This is a genomic window from Singulisphaera chitinilytica, from assembly GCF_049331405.1.
In the GTDB taxonomy this organism is placed as follows: domain Bacteria; phylum Planctomycetota; class Planctomycetia; order Isosphaerales; family Isosphaeraceae; genus PoT.
In genome coordinates, this window is record NZ_CP186276.1 from 54,262 (window position 1) to 76,525 (window position 22,264).

The 22,264-nt window shown below is 68.7% G+C and carries 19 protein-coding genes; 11 read left to right on the plus strand and 8 right to left on the minus strand.

Annotated features, from left to right (window positions below):
- Positions 1–8: 8 nt before the first annotated feature.
- From ACOYYX_RS39620 to ACOYYX_RS39630, 3 genes are all read left to right on the plus strand, one after another.
- Positions 9–635: an RNA polymerase sigma factor gene (locus ACOYYX_RS39620; RefSeq protein WP_422932121.1), complete on the plus strand. Its 627-nt coding sequence runs from the start codon at positions 9–11 to the stop codon at positions 633–635.
- Positions 635–2,983 carry a tetratricopeptide repeat protein gene (locus ACOYYX_RS39625; RefSeq protein ID WP_422932122.1) on the plus strand — a complete coding sequence of 783 codons (2,349 nt, stop codon included), beginning with the start codon at positions 635–637 and terminating at the stop codon, positions 2,981–2,983. The genes ACOYYX_RS39620 and ACOYYX_RS39625 overlap by 1 nt, the downstream gene beginning before the upstream one ends.
- Positions 2,984–3,209: 226 nt before the next feature.
- Complete coding sequence (locus ACOYYX_RS39630) at positions 3,210–4,748, plus strand: ArnT family glycosyltransferase (RefSeq protein WP_422932123.1); 1,539 nt, start codon at positions 3,210–3,212, stop codon at positions 4,746–4,748.
- 4 nt (positions 4,749–4,752) lie between these two features.
- On the opposite strand, the gene ACOYYX_RS39635 is transcribed toward ACOYYX_RS39630, so the two are convergent.
- Positions 4,753–5,397: a sensor histidine kinase gene (locus tag ACOYYX_RS39635; protein WP_422932124.1), complete on the minus strand. Its 645-nt coding sequence runs from the start codon at positions 5,395–5,397 to the stop codon at positions 4,753–4,755.
- Between the two features lie 40 nt (positions 5,398–5,437).
- On the opposite strand from ACOYYX_RS39635, the gene ACOYYX_RS39640 reads away from it, so the two are divergent.
- Entirely contained in the window at positions 5,438–5,608 is a 171-nt protein-coding gene (locus ACOYYX_RS39640) for a hypothetical protein (RefSeq protein WP_422932125.1), read from the plus strand.
- 98 nt (positions 5,609–5,706) lie between these two features.
- Here the strand turns inward: ACOYYX_RS39640 and ACOYYX_RS39645 are convergent, their stop codons facing one another.
- From ACOYYX_RS39645 to ACOYYX_RS39660, 4 genes are all read right to left on the minus strand, one after another.
- Entirely contained in the window at positions 5,707–7,194 is a 1,488-nt protein-coding gene (locus tag ACOYYX_RS39645) for a proton-conducting transporter membrane subunit (RefSeq protein WP_422932126.1), read from the minus strand.
- Positions 7,191–8,582, minus strand: coding sequence for a proton-conducting transporter membrane subunit (locus ACOYYX_RS39650; protein WP_422932127.1), 1,392 nt, complete (start codon positions 8,580–8,582; stop codon positions 7,191–7,193). The genes ACOYYX_RS39645 and ACOYYX_RS39650 overlap by 4 nt, the downstream gene beginning before the upstream one ends.
- Positions 8,566–11,703 carry a DUF2309 domain-containing protein gene (locus ACOYYX_RS39655; RefSeq protein WP_422932128.1) on the minus strand — a complete coding sequence of 1,046 codons (3,138 nt, stop codon included), beginning with the start codon at positions 11,701–11,703 and terminating at the stop codon, positions 8,566–8,568. Before ACOYYX_RS39655 ends, ACOYYX_RS39650 begins: the two co-directional genes overlap by 17 nt.
- Before the next feature lie 63 nt (positions 11,704–11,766).
- Positions 11,767–12,993, minus strand: a complete 1,227-nt coding sequence (locus ACOYYX_RS39660) for a sodium-dependent bicarbonate transport family permease (protein ID WP_422932155.1) — start codon at positions 12,991–12,993, stop codon at positions 11,767–11,769.
- Between the two features lie 853 nt (positions 12,994–13,846).
- Between ACOYYX_RS39660 and ACOYYX_RS39665 the strand changes: the two genes are divergently transcribed.
- The 7 genes from ACOYYX_RS39665 to ACOYYX_RS39695 all read left to right on the plus strand — a co-directional run bounded on the left by ACOYYX_RS39665 (position 13,847) and on the right by ACOYYX_RS39695 (position 18,681).
- On the plus strand, positions 13,847–14,023 hold the full coding sequence (locus tag ACOYYX_RS39665; protein WP_422932129.1) for a toxin-antitoxin system HicB family antitoxin: 177 nt from the start codon (positions 13,847–13,849) through the stop codon (positions 14,021–14,023).
- 126 nt (positions 14,024–14,149) lie between these two features.
- Positions 14,150–14,863 (plus strand): PTS sugar transporter subunit IIA, encoded by a 714-nt coding sequence (locus ACOYYX_RS39670; protein ID WP_422932130.1) that lies wholly within the window; start codon positions 14,150–14,152, stop codon positions 14,861–14,863.
- Between the two features lie 94 nt (positions 14,864–14,957).
- Entirely contained in the window at positions 14,958–15,158 is a 201-nt protein-coding gene (locus ACOYYX_RS39675) for a hypothetical protein (RefSeq protein ID WP_422932131.1), read from the plus strand.
- Between the two features lie 677 nt (positions 15,159–15,835).
- Complete coding sequence (locus ACOYYX_RS39680; RefSeq protein ID WP_422932132.1) at positions 15,836–16,651, plus strand: ParA family protein; 816 nt, start codon at positions 15,836–15,838, stop codon at positions 16,649–16,651.
- The gene (locus ACOYYX_RS39685; protein ID WP_422932133.1) at positions 16,652–17,587 is read left to right on the plus strand and encodes a ParB/RepB/Spo0J family partition protein; all 936 of its coding nucleotides are present in this window, start codon (positions 16,652–16,654) and stop codon (positions 17,585–17,587) included.
- A gap of 288 nt (positions 17,588–17,875) precedes the next feature.
- Positions 17,876–18,199, plus strand: coding sequence for a type II toxin-antitoxin system HigB family toxin (locus ACOYYX_RS39690; RefSeq protein WP_422932134.1), 324 nt, complete (start codon positions 17,876–17,878; stop codon positions 18,197–18,199).
- A gap of 50 nt (positions 18,200–18,249) precedes the next feature.
- The gene (locus ACOYYX_RS39695) at positions 18,250–18,681 is read left to right on the plus strand and encodes a helix-turn-helix domain-containing protein (protein ID WP_422932135.1); all 432 of its coding nucleotides are present in this window, start codon (positions 18,250–18,252) and stop codon (positions 18,679–18,681) included.
- A 30-nt stretch (positions 18,682–18,711) separates the two neighbouring features.
- On the opposite strand, the gene ACOYYX_RS39700 is transcribed toward ACOYYX_RS39695, so the two are convergent.
- From ACOYYX_RS39700 to ACOYYX_RS39710, 3 genes are read right to left on the minus strand one after another with little or no spacing between them, the layout of a single operon-like run.
- Entirely contained in the window at positions 18,712–19,875 is a 1,164-nt protein-coding gene (locus tag ACOYYX_RS39700) for an HlyD family secretion protein (RefSeq protein ID WP_422932136.1), read from the minus strand.
- A gap of 31 nt (positions 19,876–19,906) precedes the next feature.
- Entirely contained in the window at positions 19,907–20,716 is an 810-nt protein-coding gene (locus ACOYYX_RS39705) for an ABC transporter ATP-binding protein (protein ID WP_422932137.1), read from the minus strand.
- A 22-nt stretch (positions 20,717–20,738) separates the two neighbouring features.
- On the minus strand, positions 20,739–21,932 hold the full coding sequence (locus ACOYYX_RS39710; RefSeq protein ID WP_422932138.1) for an ABC transporter permease: 1,194 nt from the start codon (positions 21,930–21,932) through the stop codon (positions 20,739–20,741).
- Between the last annotated feature and the right edge of the window lie 332 nt (positions 21,933–22,264).

Here is a 22,264-nt window from a genome sequence, read left to right on the forward strand (position 1 = left end):
AGACACCCATGGATGAGCTCGCCTTTGATGGACTGATCGAACGCCTCAACGGCGGGGATGTCGACGCGGCCGAACGCGCCTTCCTCGCCTACGCCCCCTACCTGCGCATGGCCGTGCGGAGGCACCTGAACGGCCGCCTCCGGTCGAAGCTCGACTCGATGGACATCCTCCAATCGGTCTGGGCTGACCTGCTCGACTCCTTCCGAGATGCCCGCTGGCACTTCGACGACCGCCGGCACCTCAAGGCGTTCCTGGTCCGGGCTGCGAAGAATCGCCTCATCGATCGGCAACGCCAGTACCGGCGGGTCCTCGGCTCCGAGCAACCCCTGGCCGGGAGCCCTTCGGCGGACGTGGAGGCGAACGACCCCAGGCCCAGCGAGGTCGCCCAGGGCCGGGAACTCTGGGAACGCATCCTCGCCCAGTGCTCGCCGCCCCATCGCGAGATCCTGAACCTCAGGAGGCAGGGCTTCTCGCTCGAAGAGATCGCGGAACGGACCGGTTTCCACAAGGGGAGCATCCGGCGGATCCTCTACGATCAGGCCAAACGGCTCGCGTCGGCGAGCCGATCGGGGCGAGACCAATTCTCCGCTCCCGACACCGGCCCCGACACCGGCCTCGGCTCGAGGTCGGGCTGATGCTCTCCTCCGGCCGAGACACGAGCGAATGGGTCGAGCAACAGGTCGAGCTCATGGCCTCGGCCTGGGAACGCGGCGAGCCGATCCCCGTCGAGGACATCCTGGCCCGGAACGAGGGCCTCGGGCCCGAAGCATCGGTCCGATTGATCTATGAGGAGATCGTCCTCCGTCGCGAGGCCGGCCGGGAGTGCCCGTCCGCCGAGATCGACCGCCGCTTCCCTCAATGGGCGGCGGAACTCAGGCTCCTCCTGGAATGCAATCGCCTGCTCCTGCCGCTGACACCGCCCCTCGCCTTCCCCGAGGCCGGCGATCGGCTCGGCCCGTTTCGCCTCGTCGCCGAGATCGGCCGGGGCGCATCCGGGCGTACGTTCCTCGCGAGCGAGCCCGCCCTGGCCGACCGAGCGGTCGTCCTCAAGCTCATCCCCTACGACCACCGCGAACACCTCTCGCTCGCGCGGTTGCAGCACACGCACATCGTCCCCCTCTTCTCGGAACAGGCCTTCCCGGAGCGTGGCCTGCGGGCGCTCTGCATGCCTGCTCTCGGCGGGGCGAGCCTCGACAGGATCCTCGGCCAGATCCAGGGCAAGGAGACGGCGGGACGGCACGGCCGGGATCTCGTCGCGGCCCTCGCGTGCTCCCCCTCGACGCTCGTCGCTCCCCCCGCGAATGACAGCCCCTATCGTCGATATCTCGAGCAGACGGCCTTCGTGCCCTCGGCCTGCTGGATCGCGGCCTGCCTCGCCGACGCGCTCCACTACGCGCACGAGCGGGGCGTCGTGCATATGGACGTCAAGCCGTCTAACGTCCTGATCTCGGCCGACGGCCAGCCGATGCTCCTCGACTTCCACCTGGCCCGCCCCCCCGGCAAGGCCGACGATTCCCCGGGCGTCCGACTCGGCGGCACGGCGGGTTGGATGTCCCCCGAGCAAGCGTCGACATTCGAAGCCCTGCGCACGGGCCGTGAACCCGCCGCGGCCATCGATCGTCGCTCCGACATCTATTCACTTGGCCTGCTCCTGTGCGAGATGCTGGGAGGCCCCGGGGCCCGGCTCGATGCGGCCGCCGGGAAGCCCTGGCACGAAAATCATCCCGACGTGAGCATACCCCTGGCGCGAGTCGTCGCGAGATGCCTCGAGCCCTCCGCCGACGATCGCTATCAGGACGGGGCCTCGCTGGCCGACGACCTGCGTCGGCTCCTCGGCGAAACCTCCTCGCGAGAGCCTGGCCCCCGGGCAAGGCTTCGCAGCCCCCTGATGCGTTGGGGCATTCGGGTCTCGGTCTCGGCCGCCGTGGCGCTCGTCATCGGCCTGGCCGCGTTGGCACCGATGCTCGACTGGCTCACCCTCCGGGACGCGCTCAGGCCCGCGACGGCCCTCCGAGATCCGCGGTCGAGACGGATTCAGGGGGCGGCCGAGGTCCACGAACTCGCCGATGCACTCCGCTTCCGATACGGGATCGACCTGCCGACGAGCGCGGAAGCCCGCGAGTTGGAGGCCCATTGCCGGAGGCTCTGGCGAGACCGCGAGGCGCTCCTCGACCGCAAATGGGGAGACCTCGAGGCCGAGGGACAACTGCGCACCGACCTGCGAGAGCTGGCCCTCGCGGTGGCCGACTTCCAGACTCGCCTCTCCGCCCCCGAACGTGCCGAGTCGTCCCGGCAGGAGGCGCTACGAGTGCTCGCCGAGGCCGAGTCGAGCCTGGGCCCGAGCCCTGCCATCGAACGTCGCCGCCATGCTTATGGCGCGGTATTCGGACCTACCGCCGCGGCCGACTCCCCCACCTCTCCCTGGGAGCGCTATGACCTGGGCCGCTTCTATCTCAGGACGGGCCGATTCGACCTGGCCGTCGAGGAGTTCGAACGGGCACTCGAAGAACGCCCGCAAGATTACTGGCCCCACTTCTACCTGGGCCTTTCTTGCTATCGGCTCGGCCGGTTCCACGACGCGGTCTCTGCGTTCCGCGTCTGCCTCGCGCTCGAGCCCAACGGCGTCTGCTACTTCAACCGCGGCCTGGCCTGGGAGGCCCTGGGGCGGCTCGATCGCGCGTCGAAGGACTATGGCCAGGCGCTCGCGCTCGACCCTCGGCTGGCCGCCGCGGCGCTGAACCGAGGCATCCTCTCTCATCGACAGGGGCATTACGCCGAGGCGATCGAGGATTACCGACGCGCCCTCCTCTGCGACCCGGCTCCGGAACTCCTCGGGCGCATCCATTACCACCTGGCCGTCGCCCATCTCGCGCGGGGGGACAGCCGCTCGGCCCTGGCGAGCCATTCGAAAGCCCTCGAATTCGGCTCCGAGGAGGCGAGGATCCTCGAACCGCAGATCCGCCGATCATCCCGCCGCCCTTGATGCCCAATCCTTCCGAGAATTCGCACGCCTGAATTTTCTTGCCCCAGCCGCGCGCGCTTTCGGGACCCATCTCCGTTCCTTGAAATCGGGGAAGGGATCGCCTGCGGAGTCAGGCAACCCCCGCGCGGGGTGCGACGACGATGTCGCATCCCGCCGAAAGACCGAAAGCTCATGGCGGGGCTCCGAGATGGATCGAGAGGCCGAGGTTCCATCGACGTCATCGCGGGTGCGAGAATTCCTGGGCACGCGACGTGCCGTCTGGTGGCTGATCCTCCTGGGAGCGGCCCCGCGCCTGATGCTGGCGGCGGCGATCGGCCCGGGGAATGACGAGTCCTATCACTATCTCTACGCGGTCAATGCCGACCTGAGTTATCTCGACCATCCGCCGATGGTCGCCCTGCTCGAATCCGCCGGCCTGGCGTTGGTCAAATTCCACGCCTCGGCCTTCGCGATGCGGATCGGCACGATCCTCACGTTCGCCGGCTCGACCTGGCTCATGGCCAGGATGACGGCCAGGTATTACGGCGCCCTCGCGGGATGGCTCGCGGCCTTCGCGTTCAACGTCGATGCCTATCATGGGATCGCCTGCTCGAGCTTCGTCCTGCCCGACGGCCCCCTCACCTTCTTCTGGCTGCTCACGCTCGACCGCCTGCTGATCGCCCTCGAATCGCCGGCGAAACTTCGCCCGTGGATCTGGGTCGGCCTCGCCTGGGGAGGGGCGATGCTGAGCAAGTATCAGGCGGTCTTCCTCCCCATCGGGACCCTCGTCACCCTCTGGCTCGACGGCCGATGCCGCCGGGTGCTCTCCAGGTGGGGCCCCTATCTGGCGTTCGCGATCGGCCTGATCCTCTTCTCTCCCGTCGTGTACTGGAACGCCACGAATGACTGGGTCTCCTTCTCTTTCCAGGGGGGTCGAGCCCTGGGAGGTTCGGGCCCCCGCCCCGACCTCTTCCTCGGCTTCATCGCCGCCCAGGCGGCCTACCTCTTCCCCTGGGTCTGGATCCCCCTGGCGCTCGTCCTCTTCCATCGGCTCAGGGACCAACTCAACGGCCGCACGGTCGACCCCTGGACGCGATTCTTCATGGTGCAGGCCCTCGTGCCGATCCTTGCGTTTACCTCCGTCGCGTTGGTGCGGCCGGTGCTGCCCCACTGGGCACAGGTCGGCTACCTGGGCGCCTTCCCGCTCCTCGGCCGTGCCTGGTCGAGCCGATGGGCCTCGGGCCCGCGTCGGAACGCCCTGCGGGCGGCGTTCCTCGGCTCGACCTGGCTCTCATTCATCATTTTATTGTGTGTCCACACCAATACGGGGATCCTCCAGTTCGGGGGGCACAGGCTCCTGGGCATGATGCCGGTCTCGCGCGACCCCACCCTCGATTTCTACGGTTGGGATCAAATTCTCAGGGAATTGCGCCATCGAGGCCTGGTCGAGGGATCGGGGACGTTCCTCTTCTCCGACCGCTGGTATCTCAGCAGCCACCTGGCGTTTGTCACCGAGAACCGGCTCCCCGTGACCTGCTTCAACCGCCGGCACGCCCAGGGCTTCGCCCTCTGGAGCCGCAGCAATGAGTGGGTCGGGCGCGACGGGATCTACGTCGGGCTCGATGATTGCCGGAAGTCGGCCCTGGATATCTCGAGGTGGTTCCGCCGCTTCGAATCCCTCGGGACCTTCCCCGTCCTCCGCAAAGGCGTCCCCGTGCGCGAGGTCCACCTCTATCGCGGCATCACGCAAATCGCACCGTTCCCCTTCGGGGAGAAGTTCCGATGACCGCTCATTCGGATATCGACATGGAAGCCGATTTGACGCCAGTGGCGAAGGGAATCCTGACGGTGAACATCGAGCCGGCCCCGACGACACTCTCGGCCCTGATATCGCCGCCGTGGGCCTCGACGATCCATCGGCAGATGCTCAAGCCGAGGCCCGAGCCGCTCGACGCGCGGGCCTGGTCGGCTCGATAGAAACGCTCGAAGATGTGGGGCAGGTGCGTGCCCGCGATGCCGACGCCCGTGTCCGAGACCGTCAGCGCGGCCTCGCGGCCGTTGGGCTGGATCCGGAGTTCGACCGAGCCCCCCGCCGGGGTGAACTTGATCGCGTTGTCGATGAGGTTCGTCACGAGTTGCCGGAGCCGCTGGACATCCCCCCGCACCATGACCTGCGGCGGGGAGGCCCATCGGAACGAGATCCCACGCTCCTCGGCCAGGGGCTCGTACATCTCCGCGGCCTCCCCGGCCAGGGCCGAGAGGTCCACATCATCCAGTCGGACGGCAACCTCCCCGGCATCCGCCTGCGCGAGCAGGAGGAGGCCGTTGACCAGGGCCGTGAGCCGCTCGCACTGCTCGCCGAGAGACGCGAGCGCATCGCGATAGCCGTCGACGGATCGCGGCTGCTGGAGGGCGACGTCGACGGCCGCCCGCATCGCGGCCAGCGGGCTCCTGAGTTCGTGCGAGGCGTCGGCCGTGAATCTGATGGAGATCGCCCGCAAGGAGTTGCCGGGCTACACCTTCGACACGGCCTACAAGATGAAGGTCGACGGCAAGGACGCGTACGAGATCAAGGGCAAGGACATGCGAGGCAAGGTCCGCGAGGTCGAGGTCTCGGTCGACGGCAAGGTCCTCGAGGTCGAATGAGCCCGGATTCCGGCCGCGAGGCCATCATGTCCTGAAGTCTGCGGCGGGGCTATTTGAGGTCGAAGCGTTGGTGAACCCCGGGGCGATAGACCCCGCCCTCAAGGTGCCGAGCGTGGCCGATCGCCGGATCGGTTTTCCCTGGCAGGCGACGATGCGGAGTCGGGAAGGAGTGCCGTCGGTCCGGAGGGGCGTCCCGGCTCCTGCCCGTGTTGCCGGGGGAGTCCCTTCAGGATTTCCTCGGTCGCCCGCAGCCTCGAGGAGACGCCGGGCTGGGGAAAGAGGCCGCCGGCCAGGATCAGGGCCGAGAACGTCAGCAGGGCGGCCCGCTCGCGGGGGCAGAGCTCCAGGGAGACGGCCGACAGATGCCGGGCGCCGGTGAAGAGGAGGAAATAGGCGCGCAAGACGGCGATCCCATTGAGTGCGGCGGCGACGACCACCCCGACCCCGACATGCAGGCCGGCCTCGATCGCGCCGTCGACGAGCAGCTCGGCCGAGATGAAGCCGATGGTCCCGGGGAACCCGACGCTCGCCAGGCCCGTCACGAGGAAGGACGCGGCGAGGGCGGGGGTGGTCTCGCCCAGGCCCCGGTAGGAGGTCAGCGGGAGGCGACCGAAGCGGGCCTCCAGGCAGCGCAAGGTCAGGCCGAAGCCGCCGAGCGAGAAGATCGTCGCGGGCCAGAGGCAGAGCGCCCCCGTCAGGGAAAGCTCGTTGCGCAGCTGGAGACCGACGAGCACGAGCGAGGCCTGGCTGAGGAAGAGATAGGCGAAGAATCGGCGGGCCTCGCGCTGGACGGTGGCCATCCCCGCCGCGTAGACGGCGGTCGCCAGCGAGACCATCCCGAGCGCCTGCAGGACCCAGTCCGGGCCGTAGGGGATGACGAGGCGGACGGCCGCGTAGACGCCGCTCAGCGGGATCACGTAGAGCAACGCGATCCCGATCGAGGCGTGCTCGAACCAGTCGGTCACCCAGCAATGGGCCGGGACGGTCCCGCATCGGATGAGGATCGCCCCCAGGAGCGAGAGCGTCGCCCACCACGGGGCCTGCCCCGGGGCGGTCGCGTGGGGCTCGACCCCCCACCAGCCCAGCACCAGCAGGCCGACGAATAAGGACATATGCAAGGCATAGACCCGGGCGGGACGCCGGCGAATCCGCAGCTCGACATAGGGGGGCAAGGTCGAGGCGGACAGCAGGACGATCAGGGCCCACGGATCCGTGCAGCCGAACATGGCGAGCCGGATCGCCTCGGCGGTCAGCGACCACGCGAAGGAGAACCGTCGCATGTGATTCCGCGCCGTGGCCATCGTCAACAGGAAATGGAGCAGCGCGACCGCGGGCAAGAGGGGCGCATTCAGCTCGTCGAGGCCGAACAGGGGACGTCCGAACAGGTAGGGCTGGATGCTCCACCGCGGCGACTCGCCGGCGTAGAACGCCAGGCAGGCCAGGCCGGCGCACGCGAACGCCGCCGCGGTGAAGGCCATCCCCCATCGGTGGGCGCGGTAAGGGTCGCGCAAACGGCTCACGGCCGGGGCACCGACCGTGGCGACTCCGACCGCGAGCTCGAGCCAGGGCATCTGGAGGGGGTTCATATCGTGTCTTCGATCGGTTCGGGGCGGGCGTCCATGCGATCGGACTCGCGGGAGGGCCCTCCGAGCAGGAAGTCGGTCCAGCGACGCTCCATCGCGTCGCACCGGCGGAAAGCCCCGACGAACGGGGCGACGACGTATTCGCGCAAGAGCGCGTCGAGATAACCCCGCTCGAGCGCGAAGCGGTAGAGCCAGGCCTGGCGGCCAGGGGCGGCGACCCATCGCGAGGGCCCGCTCGCCCCCGGGAGCCGCTCGCCGATGGCGTCCTCGAGCGTCCTGTAGTCCTGCATGAGGGACGGGGCGCGGATGAACTGGAGCGTGCGCAAGCAGGCGTGCCCGAGCAGGTGGACGAGGGCCGCATACCGGAAGCCGAGCCCGATCTCGGCGACGATGATCCCCACCTGCGCCAGCGAGGCGAACGAGAGTGCGGACTTGATGTCCGTCTGCACGCGCCCCGCCACGTGGGCGAAGGCCGCGGTCGACAGCCCCAGCGCGACGACCGCGGCCGCGAGCGCCGGCGAACGCTCCAGGAGCGGGCTCACCCTCAGCAGCAGGAACGCCCCGAGGTGCACCGAGAGGGCCCCGTAGAAGACGGCGCTCGAGGGGGTCGGCCCCTCCATCGCCCGGGGGAGCCAGCCCGAGAAGGGGATGAGGGCCGACTTCCCCGCGGCCGCCACCAGCAGGAGGAGGCCCGCCCCGAGCGCCTGGCCCGGCGTGACCGCGGCATGGCCGTAGGGCCAGAGCCCCGCGCCCACGAGCAGGTCGAAGTCCCCCTCGCCCCGGAGGTGGTGGGTCGTCACGGCGGCCAGGAGCAGGGCCGCATCCGAGATCCGGTAGACCGTCCAGACCCAGAGCCCGTTCCTCGACGGCGAAGGGCGCTCCTGGAAGAACGCGACCAGCAGCGCCGAGGAGAGCCCCACGAGCTCCCAGCCGGCGAAGAGCGTCTCGATCGTCCCCGCCAGCGAGGTGACGACCATCCCCAGCACGAAGAGCGAATAGAGCACGAAGAAGCGATGGAACCCCCGCTCGCGGTGCATGTACTTCGCGGCGAACGCGCCGATCGTCCCCGAGAGGACGTACGACAGGATCGCGAACGGGACCGAGAGGCGGTCGAAGGAGAATTTCACCGAGAATCGGTAGCGGTGCGGGATGACGACCCAGTCGCCGAGCGCGATCGGGACGTGCCGGACCCCGGTGGCCAGCATCAGCGCCAGCACCGCGACGGCCGCGGACAGGCCCGAGACGATCGCGACGTAGACCATCAGCGACGTCGTCGCCTCGGCCGGCTTGCGCCCCGGGAGCGACGCGGCGCCGAGGCCGAGCGTGAGCACGAGCGGGCTGGCGATCACGACGAGCCCGAGGAGCGTCATCGTATCAAGATAGCCTATCATGAGTCTTATTTTGGTCCGATGAGGATTGCCCCGCGATCTCCGCGAATTCCAGGTGGTCGCGCCAGCCGCGATACCAATCGAGGGAAGAGGCCGCCCTGGGGAGCGCGGGGGCCTGCGGCCGATAAGGGCGGAACTCCCCGCCTCGGAAGATGTGGATCGCCCGGGTCTCCGGGTCGAGGACGGCGAGCAGGATCCACTCGTTCCGGCAGAGCCTGCCGATGGACTCGTCCCGGCGGATGATCCCGAGCATCGCCGCCGGGGTGGCCTCGACGAGGAAGAGGGGCCGGACGGGCTCGTGGATCTCGACCATCTGCCAGGGGAGCCCGGTCCTCAGGTCGCTCGCCGAGCCGTCCATGACGCCCAGGAGCGACGCGAGGTTGTGGGGCAGCTTCGTCCCGGCGCCGAAGCCGGCGTTGTCGACGTTCGAGAAGTAGTACTCCAGGCCGATGCCCGAGCAGACGGGGATGACCGCCTGGAGGATCCTGGTGAGGATCGGCGACCCCTCGGCATCCAGGGTCGGGTCGTACGAGACGAGGAAGGCGCGACGGTCGAGGAAGAGGCCGCGGGACCGTCGCCGGCGCCCGACGACGGTGATGGCGTTGGTGGCGTGGCCGAGCTCCGGCCGGGTCTGCGCCAGGTCCTCGGACCGCTCCTCGACATGCCGGCGGGCCGCCGAGGGGGAGAGCGTCAGCGGGGCCGACATGAAGCGCCGGCAACGCTCGTGGGCGTTGCGTTCGCAGGCCTCCTCCACGGCCTCGCGGGCCGCCCGGAAATCGGCCCGGTGGGATTCCGGGATCAGCGAGAGGTCGTAGAAGGTCACCGATTCGGAGCAGGTGTTGTGCAGGCCGCCGACGAAGACCGAGTCCTCGGGGAGGGCCAGGCCCCTGGCGGCCAGGCCTTCTCGGACGCGGGGGTCGTTCAGCATCTGCGCGAGCGCCCTGGCGTTCGGCCCGCCGGCCGCCCCGCCGCAGGCGCCGCAGTTGTAGGCCGAGTTGTGGGGATTGTTCTGGCTGCTCGAGCCGTGGCCGAGCAGGATCACGACCCTGGCGAAGCCGGACGTCATCCCGATGTCCTGCAGCACCCGCTCTCCGATGTCGACCATCTCCTCGATCGCGAAGCCCGACGCGGGGGCGCCGGGGTCGTGGCCGTCCTCGCGCCGTCCCAGGCCTAGGCGCGTGCGGGGCGAAGGCCGGACGAACCGGCCGAACGTCATCCGGATCCGCGACGTCAGCCTCGGGAAGAGGATCCGGGCGACCAGCGGGATCGAGGCGAGCACGCCGACGGCCCCCGTCAGCAACGCGCCGAGGGCGAAGTCCCGGCTGCCGATGTGAAAGAGGTGCGAGACGGTCCCGAGCGCCTTCCGCGTCCTCGCCCGACGCCGGTGGGATTGGCTGAGCCCGTCGCCGGCCTCCTCGACCACCCGGTGACCGGGCCGGATGGCGCCCGGGCAGAGCGGGACGAAGTGGGCGTCGGACACCCCCTTGTAGTACATCGCCACGCCGAAGAAGCCGGCCACGCCGAACGTCTCGGCCCCCGGCTCCACCTCCTCCAGGTGGCGGCGGAACGATTCTTCCCGCTCGTCGATGCAGCAGACGAGCTGGAACCGGGGCTCGCGGGCTCCCCCCCCCGCCCGGCCGGCGTGGAGGGCGAGCGCGTCGAGGGCCTGGGTGCAGAGGCGCCGCTCGTAGGCCAGGTGGAAGAGGCGCCGACGCTCGAGGCCGGAGAAGGCCTCGACCTCCTCGACAATGCCAGCCCACTCGGCCTGCTCCAGGCGGCGGAGCACGTCGGGGGAGAGGCCGACGACCTGCGCGAGCTGGAAGACGGGGAAGGCCCGCTGCTCGACGCTCGGGGGCCTCTGCCCGTCGATCCGCCCCCGGGCCGCGTCCCGCAGGCCCGCCAGCGGCCCTTCGTATCCGAGGGCGTCGGCGGCCATGGCGGCCAGCGAGAAGCGGTCGAGGATGAGGCGAATCGCGAGGAAATCGACCAGGCTCCCGGCGGGGATGGGATGCACCGCCATGTCCCTGCGGATCTCCACCTGGCGGACCATCCCGCCCCATCCCCGCAGCGCCAGCAGCGTCTCCGCGATGAAAGGCCCCCACTCCTCCTCGACCACGCCGAGGACCTCGAGCGATTCCCGGATCGAATCGAGCGGGCCCATGCCCCTGTCCTGCAAACGGCCGAGCTCGCGGCCGAGGCCGCGACGCCAGCGGTCGGGCTGCGCCGACGCCTGCCGGTGCAATGAGCAGAAGGCCTGGTAGAACCCCCGCTCCCGACCGGGCATCGGCCAGCGGGAGAACCCCTGGTCGAGGTACGCGGCGCAGGACCGTATCAGCAGCTCATGCACGGGCAAGTCGGCATCGGCTCCGGAGGCCTCCAGGAGCAGGTCGCGATGCCGGATCGGGCCGGGCGACGCCGGGGGAGATGGAGGCAGGTCGCGGACCCCTTCGCAGCAGACCCGCCAGAGCGCCTGGAGCGTGAACTCCTCCCACTTCGCGTCGCCCCAGCCCTCGATCGTCCCCGCGTCGAATCGGCGGAGCAGCTCCCGGAGGCTGTCCCACATGCCCCGCGTCGTCATCCCGTCCGTCGTCGGGTCGACTCCCCCGCGCAGGTCTCGCATCACCCACCGCCGGGTCTCCGCGATCAGTCGGGAGCGGATCGCCGAGGAGGCCTCTTGACGGACCCGACGCATGGCCTTCGCCCGGGAGACGTGCCAGATCAATTCCTCCGTCGGCCCCGTCCAGGTCGGGTACTGGAGCATCGCCAGCCGCAAGTCCAGGCGCGTCGAGAAGCCCGGCACCGCCACCTTGGCGGACTCCCCGAGGTCTTGCTCGAGGGCTTCCTGGATCTCCGAGAAGCGGATGCGCCCCCTCCGCACCGCGTCGCGATAGAAGTCCTCGGTCGCATAGGGGTGGCACCCGAGTGCCCGCCCCCCCTCCTTCACCCCCTCGTGGAAGGGGAGGTGTTCGAAGGCGTGGAGGGTGTTGTGGTGGATGAAGACGGCGATCGGCCCCTGGGCCGGCAGCAGGTGGGCCGCCTCCTCGATGGCCTCTTCCAGCGTCGAATGCCGGGGCCCTCGGCCCGCGTCCACATCCTCGCCCGCCGTGCACGCCTGGGATTCCATGGATTTCATCGGTATGATTTGTTCATTAACGAATGACACCTGGGGCGATGGCACGCCGGCTCGTCAGACGGGGAAGGCCTGCATGGCCAGCTTGGCGGCCTGGATGTAGAGGTGGATGCCGATGGTGACGTTGTAGGAGAAGGTCAGCCCCAGCGAGGCCGCCAGGGGCAAGGTCGGGCTCGCCTCCGGGATGGCCAGCCGCTGGATCGCCGGCAGCGCGATGTAAGAGGCCGCGGCGCAGAGCACGGCGAAGAGCACGTAAGTTCCCAGGTCGAACGGCTGCCCGATCAGGTGGCTGTAGCCCAGGGCCGCGGCGATGCCGATCACCGCGAAGAGGTTCGGGGCGGCGAGGCCGAAGAGGATAAATCGCCAGCCCGCCGTGCGCAGGTCCTTGAGCTTCTTCGCCGCGGTCATGCCCATCTCCAGCAGGAAGAGGCAGAGCAGGCCCTGGAACATGTTGAGGAACAAGGGGTCGTCGACCGCCGTCACCTTGGCCCCCTGCCGGCGGCTCACGAAGCCGATCACGATCCCCACGAAGAGCAGGTAGATCCCCGGGTTGAGGAAGACCTCGTGCAGCAACTGCGGGCTGAGCACGCCCGCGGGACGCCTCCCGAATCGCGTCGGATGGCTCCGCTTCTCGAGCGACATCTCCCGCTCGACCTCGACGGCCTCCGCCTGGGATGGCGAGACGAGCCCATGGTCCTCGGGCGAGGGGTGATCATCCTCCAGGCCCGAGGCCAGGGCCGGCCTGGCCTCGGGGTTGAAGCCGGGCTCGCCCGGCATGGTCCCGGCGGGATCCATGCCCCTGGCTCGCAGCCTGGAGACGATGAACAGCGCGACGAGGCAGCCGGGGATCTCCATCACCGCCAGCAGCACCGGCATGTACGCCTGATACTTGATCCCGATCGTCGCCAGGACCCCGACGCAGGTCACGAACGTCCCCGCCGAGTCGGAGCCGTAGTAGCCCCCGACGGTCGCCGCGTCCACCTGCCGCAGGCCCGTGAAGCTCCGCAGGAGCAGGTACGCGAGGATCCCGATCACGAAGTTGGTCGCGAAGCCGACCCCCATGAACCCGACCGCCTGCCCCAGGGTCTTGCCCGGGAGCATCGCGAGCTCCTCGCCCCCATGCCACCCGATCGCGATCAGCAGGTAGAGCGTCAGGCCCTGATAGATAATGTAAGGGAACTCAAATTTGATCTTCAGCAGCGGGATCAGGAATCCCGCGTAGAAGAACATCAGCAGGGGCTTGAAGAGGTTGTGCCGGAAGTTCTCCCAGAACTCGCGGAAGATCGACATCTCCCTGGGACGGACCGAGATCTCGGTCGCATACCCGTTGGCGTGGAGGACCGACAGTGGGGTCCCCGGCTCGAGGTCGGCCAGGTCGGCGACGCTCCCCTTGACGGTCCCGGTCCTGACCGAGGTCGCCTCCGACGTCTTCAGCGCGACCCCTCGACCGCCCCCGACCCCGGTCAGGGCGAATTCGCCCCCCTCCGCCGTCACGTACTCGAGGATGCCCGTCGCCTCCTCCTCCAGGACGATCTCCGCGGCGACCGTCCGCTCGTTCACGAGGACCGGCATCCCCGGCCGCAGGTCCTTCAATTTGACGGGAATCCTCCTCGCCCCCGCGATGATGGTCTGACTCCCGAGCGCGATCGGAATGTCGTGGTGGCCGTCGTCGGCGCTGATCACGATCGTCCCGTTGTCCACATCGACCGATTTGACGATCCCGGCCACGTCCCTGGCGGACGAGGCCGTCGGCATGACCATGAGCATCAACGCACCAAGGGCCCACCAGCGAGACAGGCTTCGGATTGTCATCGACCCATCCATTCCTATGAGGCGGCACGCAGGCAACGGCCTGGGCCGCCGGCCCGGATCGCTCGAGGAAGCGACCGAGAGTCCGCATGTGCAGCCCGGGTGGCGTCCCGTCCGGAGGTCCCCGACGATGGGAGGACCTCCGCCCTCCCCCGGTCGGGTCCGGGGCCGCCACCGAGGCATCATGACAACAATACCGCGTCGTTGACAATGATTCCCCGATGGGACTATTATGTCCACAGATGTCAGGACGGGTCAAGGATATCCTATGCCTTCTCCGCATTGCGATCATGGCCCCGTCTCCCCTGTGCCCGAGGGATGAATCCCGATGCCCGCGACCGTAGTCCACTTCCAGATCCGGATGCCACCGCCCTTGCACGAACGGCTCGCCAGCCTGGCCCGTGAACAGGGCCATTCGCTCAATTCCCTGATCGTGACGATCCTGGAGGAGGCGAACGAACGGAGGCGGGCCGGCGAGGCCGAGAAGGCCGGCGAGGTGGCGTGAGGGCCCGCGGGGAACATAGGATGGGCATCATGATCGGACCGTCGCCGTTCGCGGCGCTCGCAGGTCCTCCGACATAGCGGCGTGCCTCCCCGACCTCGCCGCTATCCTCGTTGCGATGGGATTGCCATGAATCTCTCCGTCCGCGACACGGCCGCGCTCCTGTTGGTCTCCGAGAAGACGATCTATCGCTGGATCAAGCAGCAGGCCATCCCCGCCTATCGCGTGCAGGACCAGTATCGCTTCAATCGGGCCGAGATCCTGGAGTGGGCGACGTCGCGCCGCCTGAACGTCTCCACCGAGATCTACTCCGAGCCCGAGGCCGCGGGGCTGCCCGTCCCCTCGCTCCTCAACGCCCTGGAGGCCGGCGGCGTCTTCTACCGCGTCTCGGGCTCCGACAAGGAGTCGGCGCTCCGGGAGGTGGTCGAGCACCTCCGCCTGCCGCCCGAGGTGGACCGGGAATTCCTCCTCCGCGTCCTGCTGGCCCGCGAGGCGATCGCGCCGACGGCAATCGGCGACGGCATCGCCATCCCGCACGTGCGGAATCCGATCGTCCTCCACATCGATCGCCCATCGCTGTCCCTCTGCTTCCTCGAGAATGCGATCGAGTACGGAGCCCTGGACGGCATGCCCGTCAACACGCTCCTGACGATCATGAGCCCCACCACGAGGGCGCACCTCCACCTGATGGCCAAGCTCTCCTTCGTGCTCCGCGACGACGCCGTCAAGCGGGCCATCCGGGAGCAGGCGGCTCGACGCGACATCCTGATCGAGATCGGCCGGGCCGAAGGACGGCTCGTGCCCGCCGAGGTGCCCTCCCCTTCCGCCACGGAAGATCGGTGATCGCGACCGCGATCCTCGACCTTCACGCCCTTTCCGCACTCGCCCCTATCATCGATGTCCGGGACGGGCACTTGCACATTCACGTCTCAGGCCCGTGGCGCGAACCCCCGTCGTTGTCAAGTCCGCCGCCTTCGCCGCGAACAAGCCCGCGCTCGTCGAGGCCGTGGTCGCGATGCCCGCGCAGGCGACGGTCAAGCAAGGCCTGAAGCTCGCCGAGAGCCTCGTTCGCGGGCAGCCGCACGGCTCGAAGATCGCCACGACGAACTTCCGCGACAAGGTCCACGGGCTCCTGTAGGCATCCTCGAGGAGGCCCATGCATCCTCAAGCCGGAGAGTGTGCCGGGCCGATCGAGGCGGACGACAAAACCGAGATGGGGACTCTTCGAGGAAGGTCTAACGGTCCCGCCCTGCCACCGGCCTGGGCCCTTGCCGAATGTCTCAAAGCCCTGCCGATCGTTCCGCGACGGCAGGGCCTTCGTCCAGCCCCCCACCCTGCCCTCCGCGTCCAGGGGCTGGGCGAGCAATCCCCAAGCTTGCGGGACCTGAGAAGTCCTCGCCGTCCCCAGGCCCCCCCTTATGAACCGTTCATAGGGGTAGGGGAGATGGCCCGAGTTCGACGCGGGCAAGGGGGAGGCATGAACCGTTCATAATCCTCGAGGAACGGCCTCGCGGGCGAGGGCCATTCCTCGGTTTGGACCTCTCGGCCATCGCGGGCGGAAGGCGCTCGGAATGGCATTATGAACGGTTCATGGGCACGGCGTGTCGTCGCCCCGACGCGCCGACTCCCGGGCCCTTGAGGCCCCTCGGGAAGGGCCGATTCGTCCGGCCCGGGCGAGACGACTCCGCGACCATGAACGGTTCATTGCGGGCGGAGAGCTCGGCAAATCGGCATGAGGGGCGATCGGGGTTATGAACCGTTCATAGCGGGCCGATAACAATCCCTGGTGGTCAACCAACCAGGGAGGAAATCCGCATGTCGGTGATCAGTTCCATCGCACTCAAGGGGGGCGTCGGGAAGACGACGCTCACGCACCATCTGGCAGGGGTCCTGTCGGGATCCGGGAAGCGGATCCTCCTGATCGACAACGACGCCCAGGGCTCGCTCTCGTCCGGGGTCTTCGGCCCGACCGCGGTCGAGTCGATGGAGCCCTCGGCGACCATCGCCGCGCTCTACGGGGGGCTCGACCCGCTGCCGGAGCAGGTCATCCTCTCGACCGGGATCGAGCGCCTGGACATCGTCGCGGGATCCATGGCGGCCGCGCGGTTCAACGTCCCCGAGCCGCACCTCGCGCCGATCGACGTCCAGCTCTGCCTGAGGAACTTCCTCGACGAGGTCCGGGGCCTCTACGACCTCGTGCTCATCGACAACCCCCCGAACCTCAACGCGGCGAGCTGGGCCGCGCTGATCGCGAGCGACCACATCATCGTGCCGGTCATCCCCGAGGACTACGGCGCGGCCTCGCTGAGCCCCGTCTTCGAATCGCTGGCGCTGGTGCGATCCGGGCCCAACCCCAAGCTCAACCTCCTGGGGCTGGTGCTCTCGATGGTGCAGCCGAGGCTGACCGTCCACCAACTCTACGAGGCGAGCCTGCGCGAGCAGCACGGCAAGGGAGTGCTCACGTCCCGGATCCCGCTGGCCACCGACATCAAGGAGGCCATCTCCCAGCGTCGACCGATCAGCCTCTACAAGCCCAAGGGGGCCTCGACCAAGGCTTTCAAGGCGCTCGCCGAGGAGATGCTCGCGAGGATGGAAGAGGCCTCGAACCCCAGCAACCTGGAGGCCGCGTAAATGGGCAAGGCCGAAGAGCTCCGCCGGATGATGGGCGCCAACATCGCCGAGTCGTCCTCGCGGCGAGACGTCACCCCCGCCCCCGTGCTCTCGCCGGCCCTCGCGCCCAGGAACGACGGGGCGCAGCGGAGCAAGAACGCGTTCGAGATCCCCATCGACCGGATCGAGCGCGACCCGACCCAGCCTCGCGAGGAGTTCGACGAGGTCGCGCTGAGCCGGCTCGCGGCCAGCCTCAAGGAACGGGGCCAGCTCCAGCCGGTGCGGGTGCGGCTCGACCAGGCCAGGGGGGTGTATGTGCTGATCTGCGGCGAGCGGAGGTGGAGGGCGGCCAAGCTGGCCGGGATGCCGACGCTCTCCTGCGTGGTCGCCGAGGCGCCGGAGAGCCCCGAGGAGCTGCTGGCGCTGCAACTCATCGAGAACGCCCTGCGCGAGGACCTGAAGCCGATCGAGCAGGCGAAGGCGTTCCGCACCCTGATGGACCGCAACGCCTGGTCGGGGAGCCGGCTCGCCCAGGAGATCGGCATCGACCAGTCGGCCGTCTCGCACGCCCTCCGATTGCTCGAGCTCCCCGCCGAGGTGCAATCCAAGGTGGAGGAGGGGGTCCTGCCCCCGTCCACGGCCTACGAGATCTCCAAGGTCCCTGACCCCGAGGTGCAGAGAGACCTCGCCGACCAGGTGGTCTCCAGGAACCTCTCCCGGGCCGAGACGGCCGAGCAGGTCCGGCGGGTCGCCCTCAAGACGAAGCCCCAGGCCAAGGGAGCGCGAGGGGGCAAGCCGAAGCTTCTGAAGCCGCGCACGGTCAGGCTCGCCGGGGGCGGGAAGGTCACCCTCGAGCCCTCGAAGAAGGCCACGGAATACGACGTGTTCCTGGAGATGGCGCGGGAGCTGCTCGCCATCCTCGAGGCGGAGCAGGGGAGCGTCGGCGAAGCCGCCTGAGCTCGAGACCTTTCCAGATTATCTCGCGCCCCTGAATGCCACCAATCACTCCCGAGAGTCGAGCCGCGATGACGTGCCCGCGGGCACGTCGACTCACTCCCGTCCCCCCCGACCATTTCCGGGCACGCAACCTCGCCCTCGGCCGGTCCCGACCTGCCGAGGGTTTTCCTTGCGCCTCTCCCCCAACAAAATTCACAAAATGAGAATTCACGACTTGACCGGCGCCCTCGAGTCGCGAACAATAGGACGATCACTTGTCCATTAAATATGGCGGACGAGGGCGGGGCGATGGACGTCATCATGACGCGACTGCTGAAGGATTTCGCCGACGAGTTCCCCGATGACGCCTGCCCGATCTCCGAGTGGATCGACGCGGTGAAGGACGAGATGTGGACGTGCTTCGGCGACGCCCGCCGGAAATTCGGGTCCGTGTCGATCTACAGGGAATGCCTGATCTTCAACATCGCCGGCAACAAGTACCGCCTGGTCTGCGGCGTGCGATACGCCAACGTCGGCAAGTCGGGCCGTCCGACCCGAGCCATCCTGTTCGTGAAGGCGATCATGACCCATAAGGACTACGACGAGGACAGGTGGAAATGCCTCTGCGAATGAGCGGGGCCGTGCGTGACATCCGGACCGAACCGATCGGCAGGAGGAGTGAGATGGGCAACGCATTCGAAGTGATCCCGGCCTCGGGCGGCTACCTGGCGCTGATCGCCGCCTTCCCCCTCCGCCCGATCCGCTCGGACGAGGAGCTGGAGGCCGCGACCCGATTCCTGGAAGGCCTCGCGCGACGCGACGACCTCGACGACGACGAGGAGGGCTACCTCTCCGTCCTGGTGGACCTCATCAAGCTGTACGAGGTCGAGCACCACGCCCCCGTCCGACCCGAGCCCGCGGAGATGCTCCGATACTTGCTGGAGTCCCGGGGGGTGTCCCAGGTCGAGCTGTCGAGGGCGACGGGCATCGGGGTCTCGGCCATCTCCGAGATCCTCAACCGCAAGCGCCGCGTGGCGATGAGCCACGTCGACAAACTCGCCACGTTCTTCGACGTCGGACCGGCGCTGTTCGTCGAGCGTGGGGCGGGCGACTGAGCGAGGTCCACCCGCGGGGCGGTGGGGCCGTCAACCCTTGCGAGGGGCCGAGCCGGCGCCCGGTTCCGGGGTCTCTTCCTCGAAAGGCCTGCGGACCGTCATGGGATCGACGTCCAGGGAGATCCCTGCGGGGGGGCTCGCGGCCTCGATGTACACGTCCATCTGCTGGCCGATGTAGAGGGGGATCGCGGGGCTTCCGGGCAGCTCGTAGAGGACCTGCAGGACGCGGGTGTCGACCCGCTCCACCGTCGCCCCCGTCAGGCTCTGCTTGGGGATGACATAGGGCTCGACGTCGAAGTAGGTGAGCGGGAAGCGCACCTGCGGGCGGCCCTTCAGGGTCGCCACGGCCCGCGAGCGCGTCGAGAAGTAGGGGAGGTCCTGCTCGTCGATGTTGACGCGCACGTGGAGCCGCCTCATGTCCCCCAGGACGATCAGGGGCTCGTTCCAGTTCAGCGCGGCGAGCTGGCCGGGGCGGACGTGGACCTGGAGCACCTCGCCATCGATCAGGGCCCGCACCGTCAGCCGCTCGATGTCGATCTTCATCCCCTCGACCTGGCTCCTCCCCTGCCCGACGGTGGCGCGGGAGACCTGCTTGTCCTTCTCCCAGGTGGCCTTCAATCGCCTCAGGTCGGCCTCCTGGCGGGCGAGTGTCGCCTTGTTGGCCAGGTAGGTGTACCGATCCTTGTCGCGGTCCGAGGCCGCCTCGGCCCTGCGTTCGAAGAGCGCCTCCGACCGTCGATAGGCGATCTCGGAATCGTTGAGGTGGGCCCTCGCCTCCTCGACGGCCGCCTCGAAGGTGGGGATGTCGCCGACCTGCGGGGAGACGAGGATGCGCTCGAGCTGCGCCTCCTCGGTGCCCAGGGTCGCCTCGAAGACCCCGAGTTGGGCCTTCAGGTCGCGGTCGTCGAGCCGGAACAACGGGTCGCCCTTCTTGACCATGTCGCCTCTCTTGACGAAGACCTCGACGACGACCCCCGCCACGGGAGCCCCGATCGGGATGTTCTCCCGCCGCGCCTCGATCAGGCCGGCACCGGCGATGGAGCGGAGCCCCCGGGGCCGGCTCGGCGGCTCGACGAACGGCAAGGCCGGGGGCATCGTCCGCCTGGCGTGGATCACGTTGACGACCTCGAAGACGAAAAAGGCCGCGGCGACGACCGGCAGCACGTAATTCGCGACGACGTTCTTCGAAAGCACGGGGCAATCTCCTCGGGCGGGGCGGGGTCGGTCAGGCAAGGTCCCCGTCCCCGCCCCGACGATCCTCGGGAAGGGCGGGGGCATCCTTCGTCCGCTCGCGGAGCTCGGTGATCCGGCCGTCATCCATGCGAGCGATCCGGTCGGCGAAGTGGAAGATGCGGCTGTCGTGGGTCACCACGATCACGGCGCGGTCCTGCCGGACGGCCGCCGCGCCCAGCAGGGCCATGACCGACTGCCCCGTCTCATTGTCGACCGCCGCGGTCGGCTCGTCGGCGACGATCAGTCGTGGCTCGTGGATCAGGGCGCGGGCGATCGCCGCCCGCTGCTGCTCGCCGCCGGAGAGCTGCGAGGGCAAGCTCTCGACCCGGTGGCCCAGGCCGAGGTCCGCCAGCAGGGCCCTGGCCCTCGCCAGGGCCGCCGGCCACGCGGACCCCGCGATGACCAGCGGGATCGCCACGTTCTCCGCGGCGTCGAGGGCCGGCAGCAGGTTGTATTGCTGGAAGACGAAGCCGATCGACGCGGCCCGGAACTCCGTCTTCTCCGCGTCCCCCATCGCCGTGAGGTCGCGCCCGAAGACGTCGACGCCCCCCTCGTCGCAATCGAGGATCCCGGCGACGACCGAGAGCAGGGTCGTCTTGCCGCAGCCGGAAGGGCCGACGAGCATCGACATCTGGCCGGCGTAGACGTCCCAATCGACCCCGCGCAACGCCAACACCCGGCGTTCCCCGGCGCCGAAGGACTTCACCACCCCGCGGATGCGCACCGCGAGGCGACGCCCCGGGTCGACCGGGGGCGTGCCGGCGACGGGTCGGCCATCGACCGAGGCCTCCTGGGCGTGCATGACGAGCCACCTCCTCGAAGCGTCAGCCGCGGAAGACCACGGCCGGTTCGAGCCTGATCACACGCCCCAGGCTCAACAGGCTGGCGAAGATGCAGATGAGGACGATGGCCCCGCCGGTGATCGGCAGGAGTTGCCATGGAGTGAAAAAGGCGAGCTCGGTCCCGCGGGTCAGCAGGCCGATCAGGCCGGCGAGGCCGACCCCCAGGCCGTAGCCGATCAGGCCGACGACCGTCGCCTGGAGCAGGATCATCCGGACGATCCGCCGGTTCGTCAGGCCCATCGCCTTGAGCACGCCGAACTGCTTGAGGTTCTCGATCGTGAAGTTGTAGAAGGTCTGGCCCGCGATCGCCGTCCCGACGAGGAAGCCGAGCAGCGTCGTGACGCCGAAGTTGACAGGGATGCCGGTATACATCAGGTAATACTTCATCGTCATCCACTTGAATTCGTCGCTCGTCGCCGCGCCGAGGCCGGTCCGCAGCGTGATCCGCCGGGCGACCTCCCGCGGGTCCCGCCCGGGCTCCGCCTTGGCCAGGATGTAGGAGAGGGGCTTGCGCTCCTGGGGCGCGAAATCCTGGGCCCGGGAGCAGGTCGTGTAGATGACCGGATTGGACTGGAAGGTCCTGGTCGTCTCGCAGATGCCGACGATCACGGCGCGTCGGTCGTTCATCTCCAGCTCGCGCCCGAGGAACCGGCGCAGCTCGTCGACGGTCCCGGCCGATTCCCCCCCCTGCCCGGGGAAGAGCTTCCGCAAGCCGACCTTGTCGACGATGACCGCGTCAGGCTTCCAGAGGTCGCCCACATCGCCGACGTAGAGGTGCCGCGGGGCCCCGGCCAGCGAGACGTCATCCAGCCCGAGCAGGATGGCCTGCTCGATGACCTCGCGCCGACGGCCGGTCGCCCGGTCATCGAAGGCCAACCTCGCCCGCGAGATGCCCTTGTAGAGGGGGACAGCCCAGAGTACCCCGTCGACGCCTCGAACCCGATAGAGGCTGTCCTCCTTCATCGGCTTGACGTCGTCGATGTTCCCCACGGTGGGATCCATGACCCAGAGGTCGGCTCCGCCGATGTCCGTGATCTGGGCCGCGGTGCGGAGCATGATCCCGCAGAAGATCGAGCCTTGCTGGGTGATCAGGAGGGCGGAGAAGGTCAGGCCCAGCACGATCCCGGCGAACTTCGCCCCGTCCCCCGTCAGCATCTTGAACGCGACACGACTCATCGCGGATTCGCCCCTCCCGCGGGCCGGCCCGACGCCATCAACGAAAAACGGCCCCGAGGCGCGAATGTCGCACCACGGGGCCGCCATAGCCGATATCAGGGCCGCCCGTCGCGAGCCGCCCGATTACGGACTGGAGTATACTCGGCCCTGCCATCACCGGACAACCCGATCAGGACATTAAAATGCCGCCAGCCCTTCAAGGCACCCCGACGTGGCCCACCAGGTTCGCCTCGATCTTGCATGCCAACCCGCGACTCCTCCGAACCGGCGGCGGCTTGATTGTTGGAATGCATTTGAACGAATTTCATAGAATCAATCACAGTCATAACACT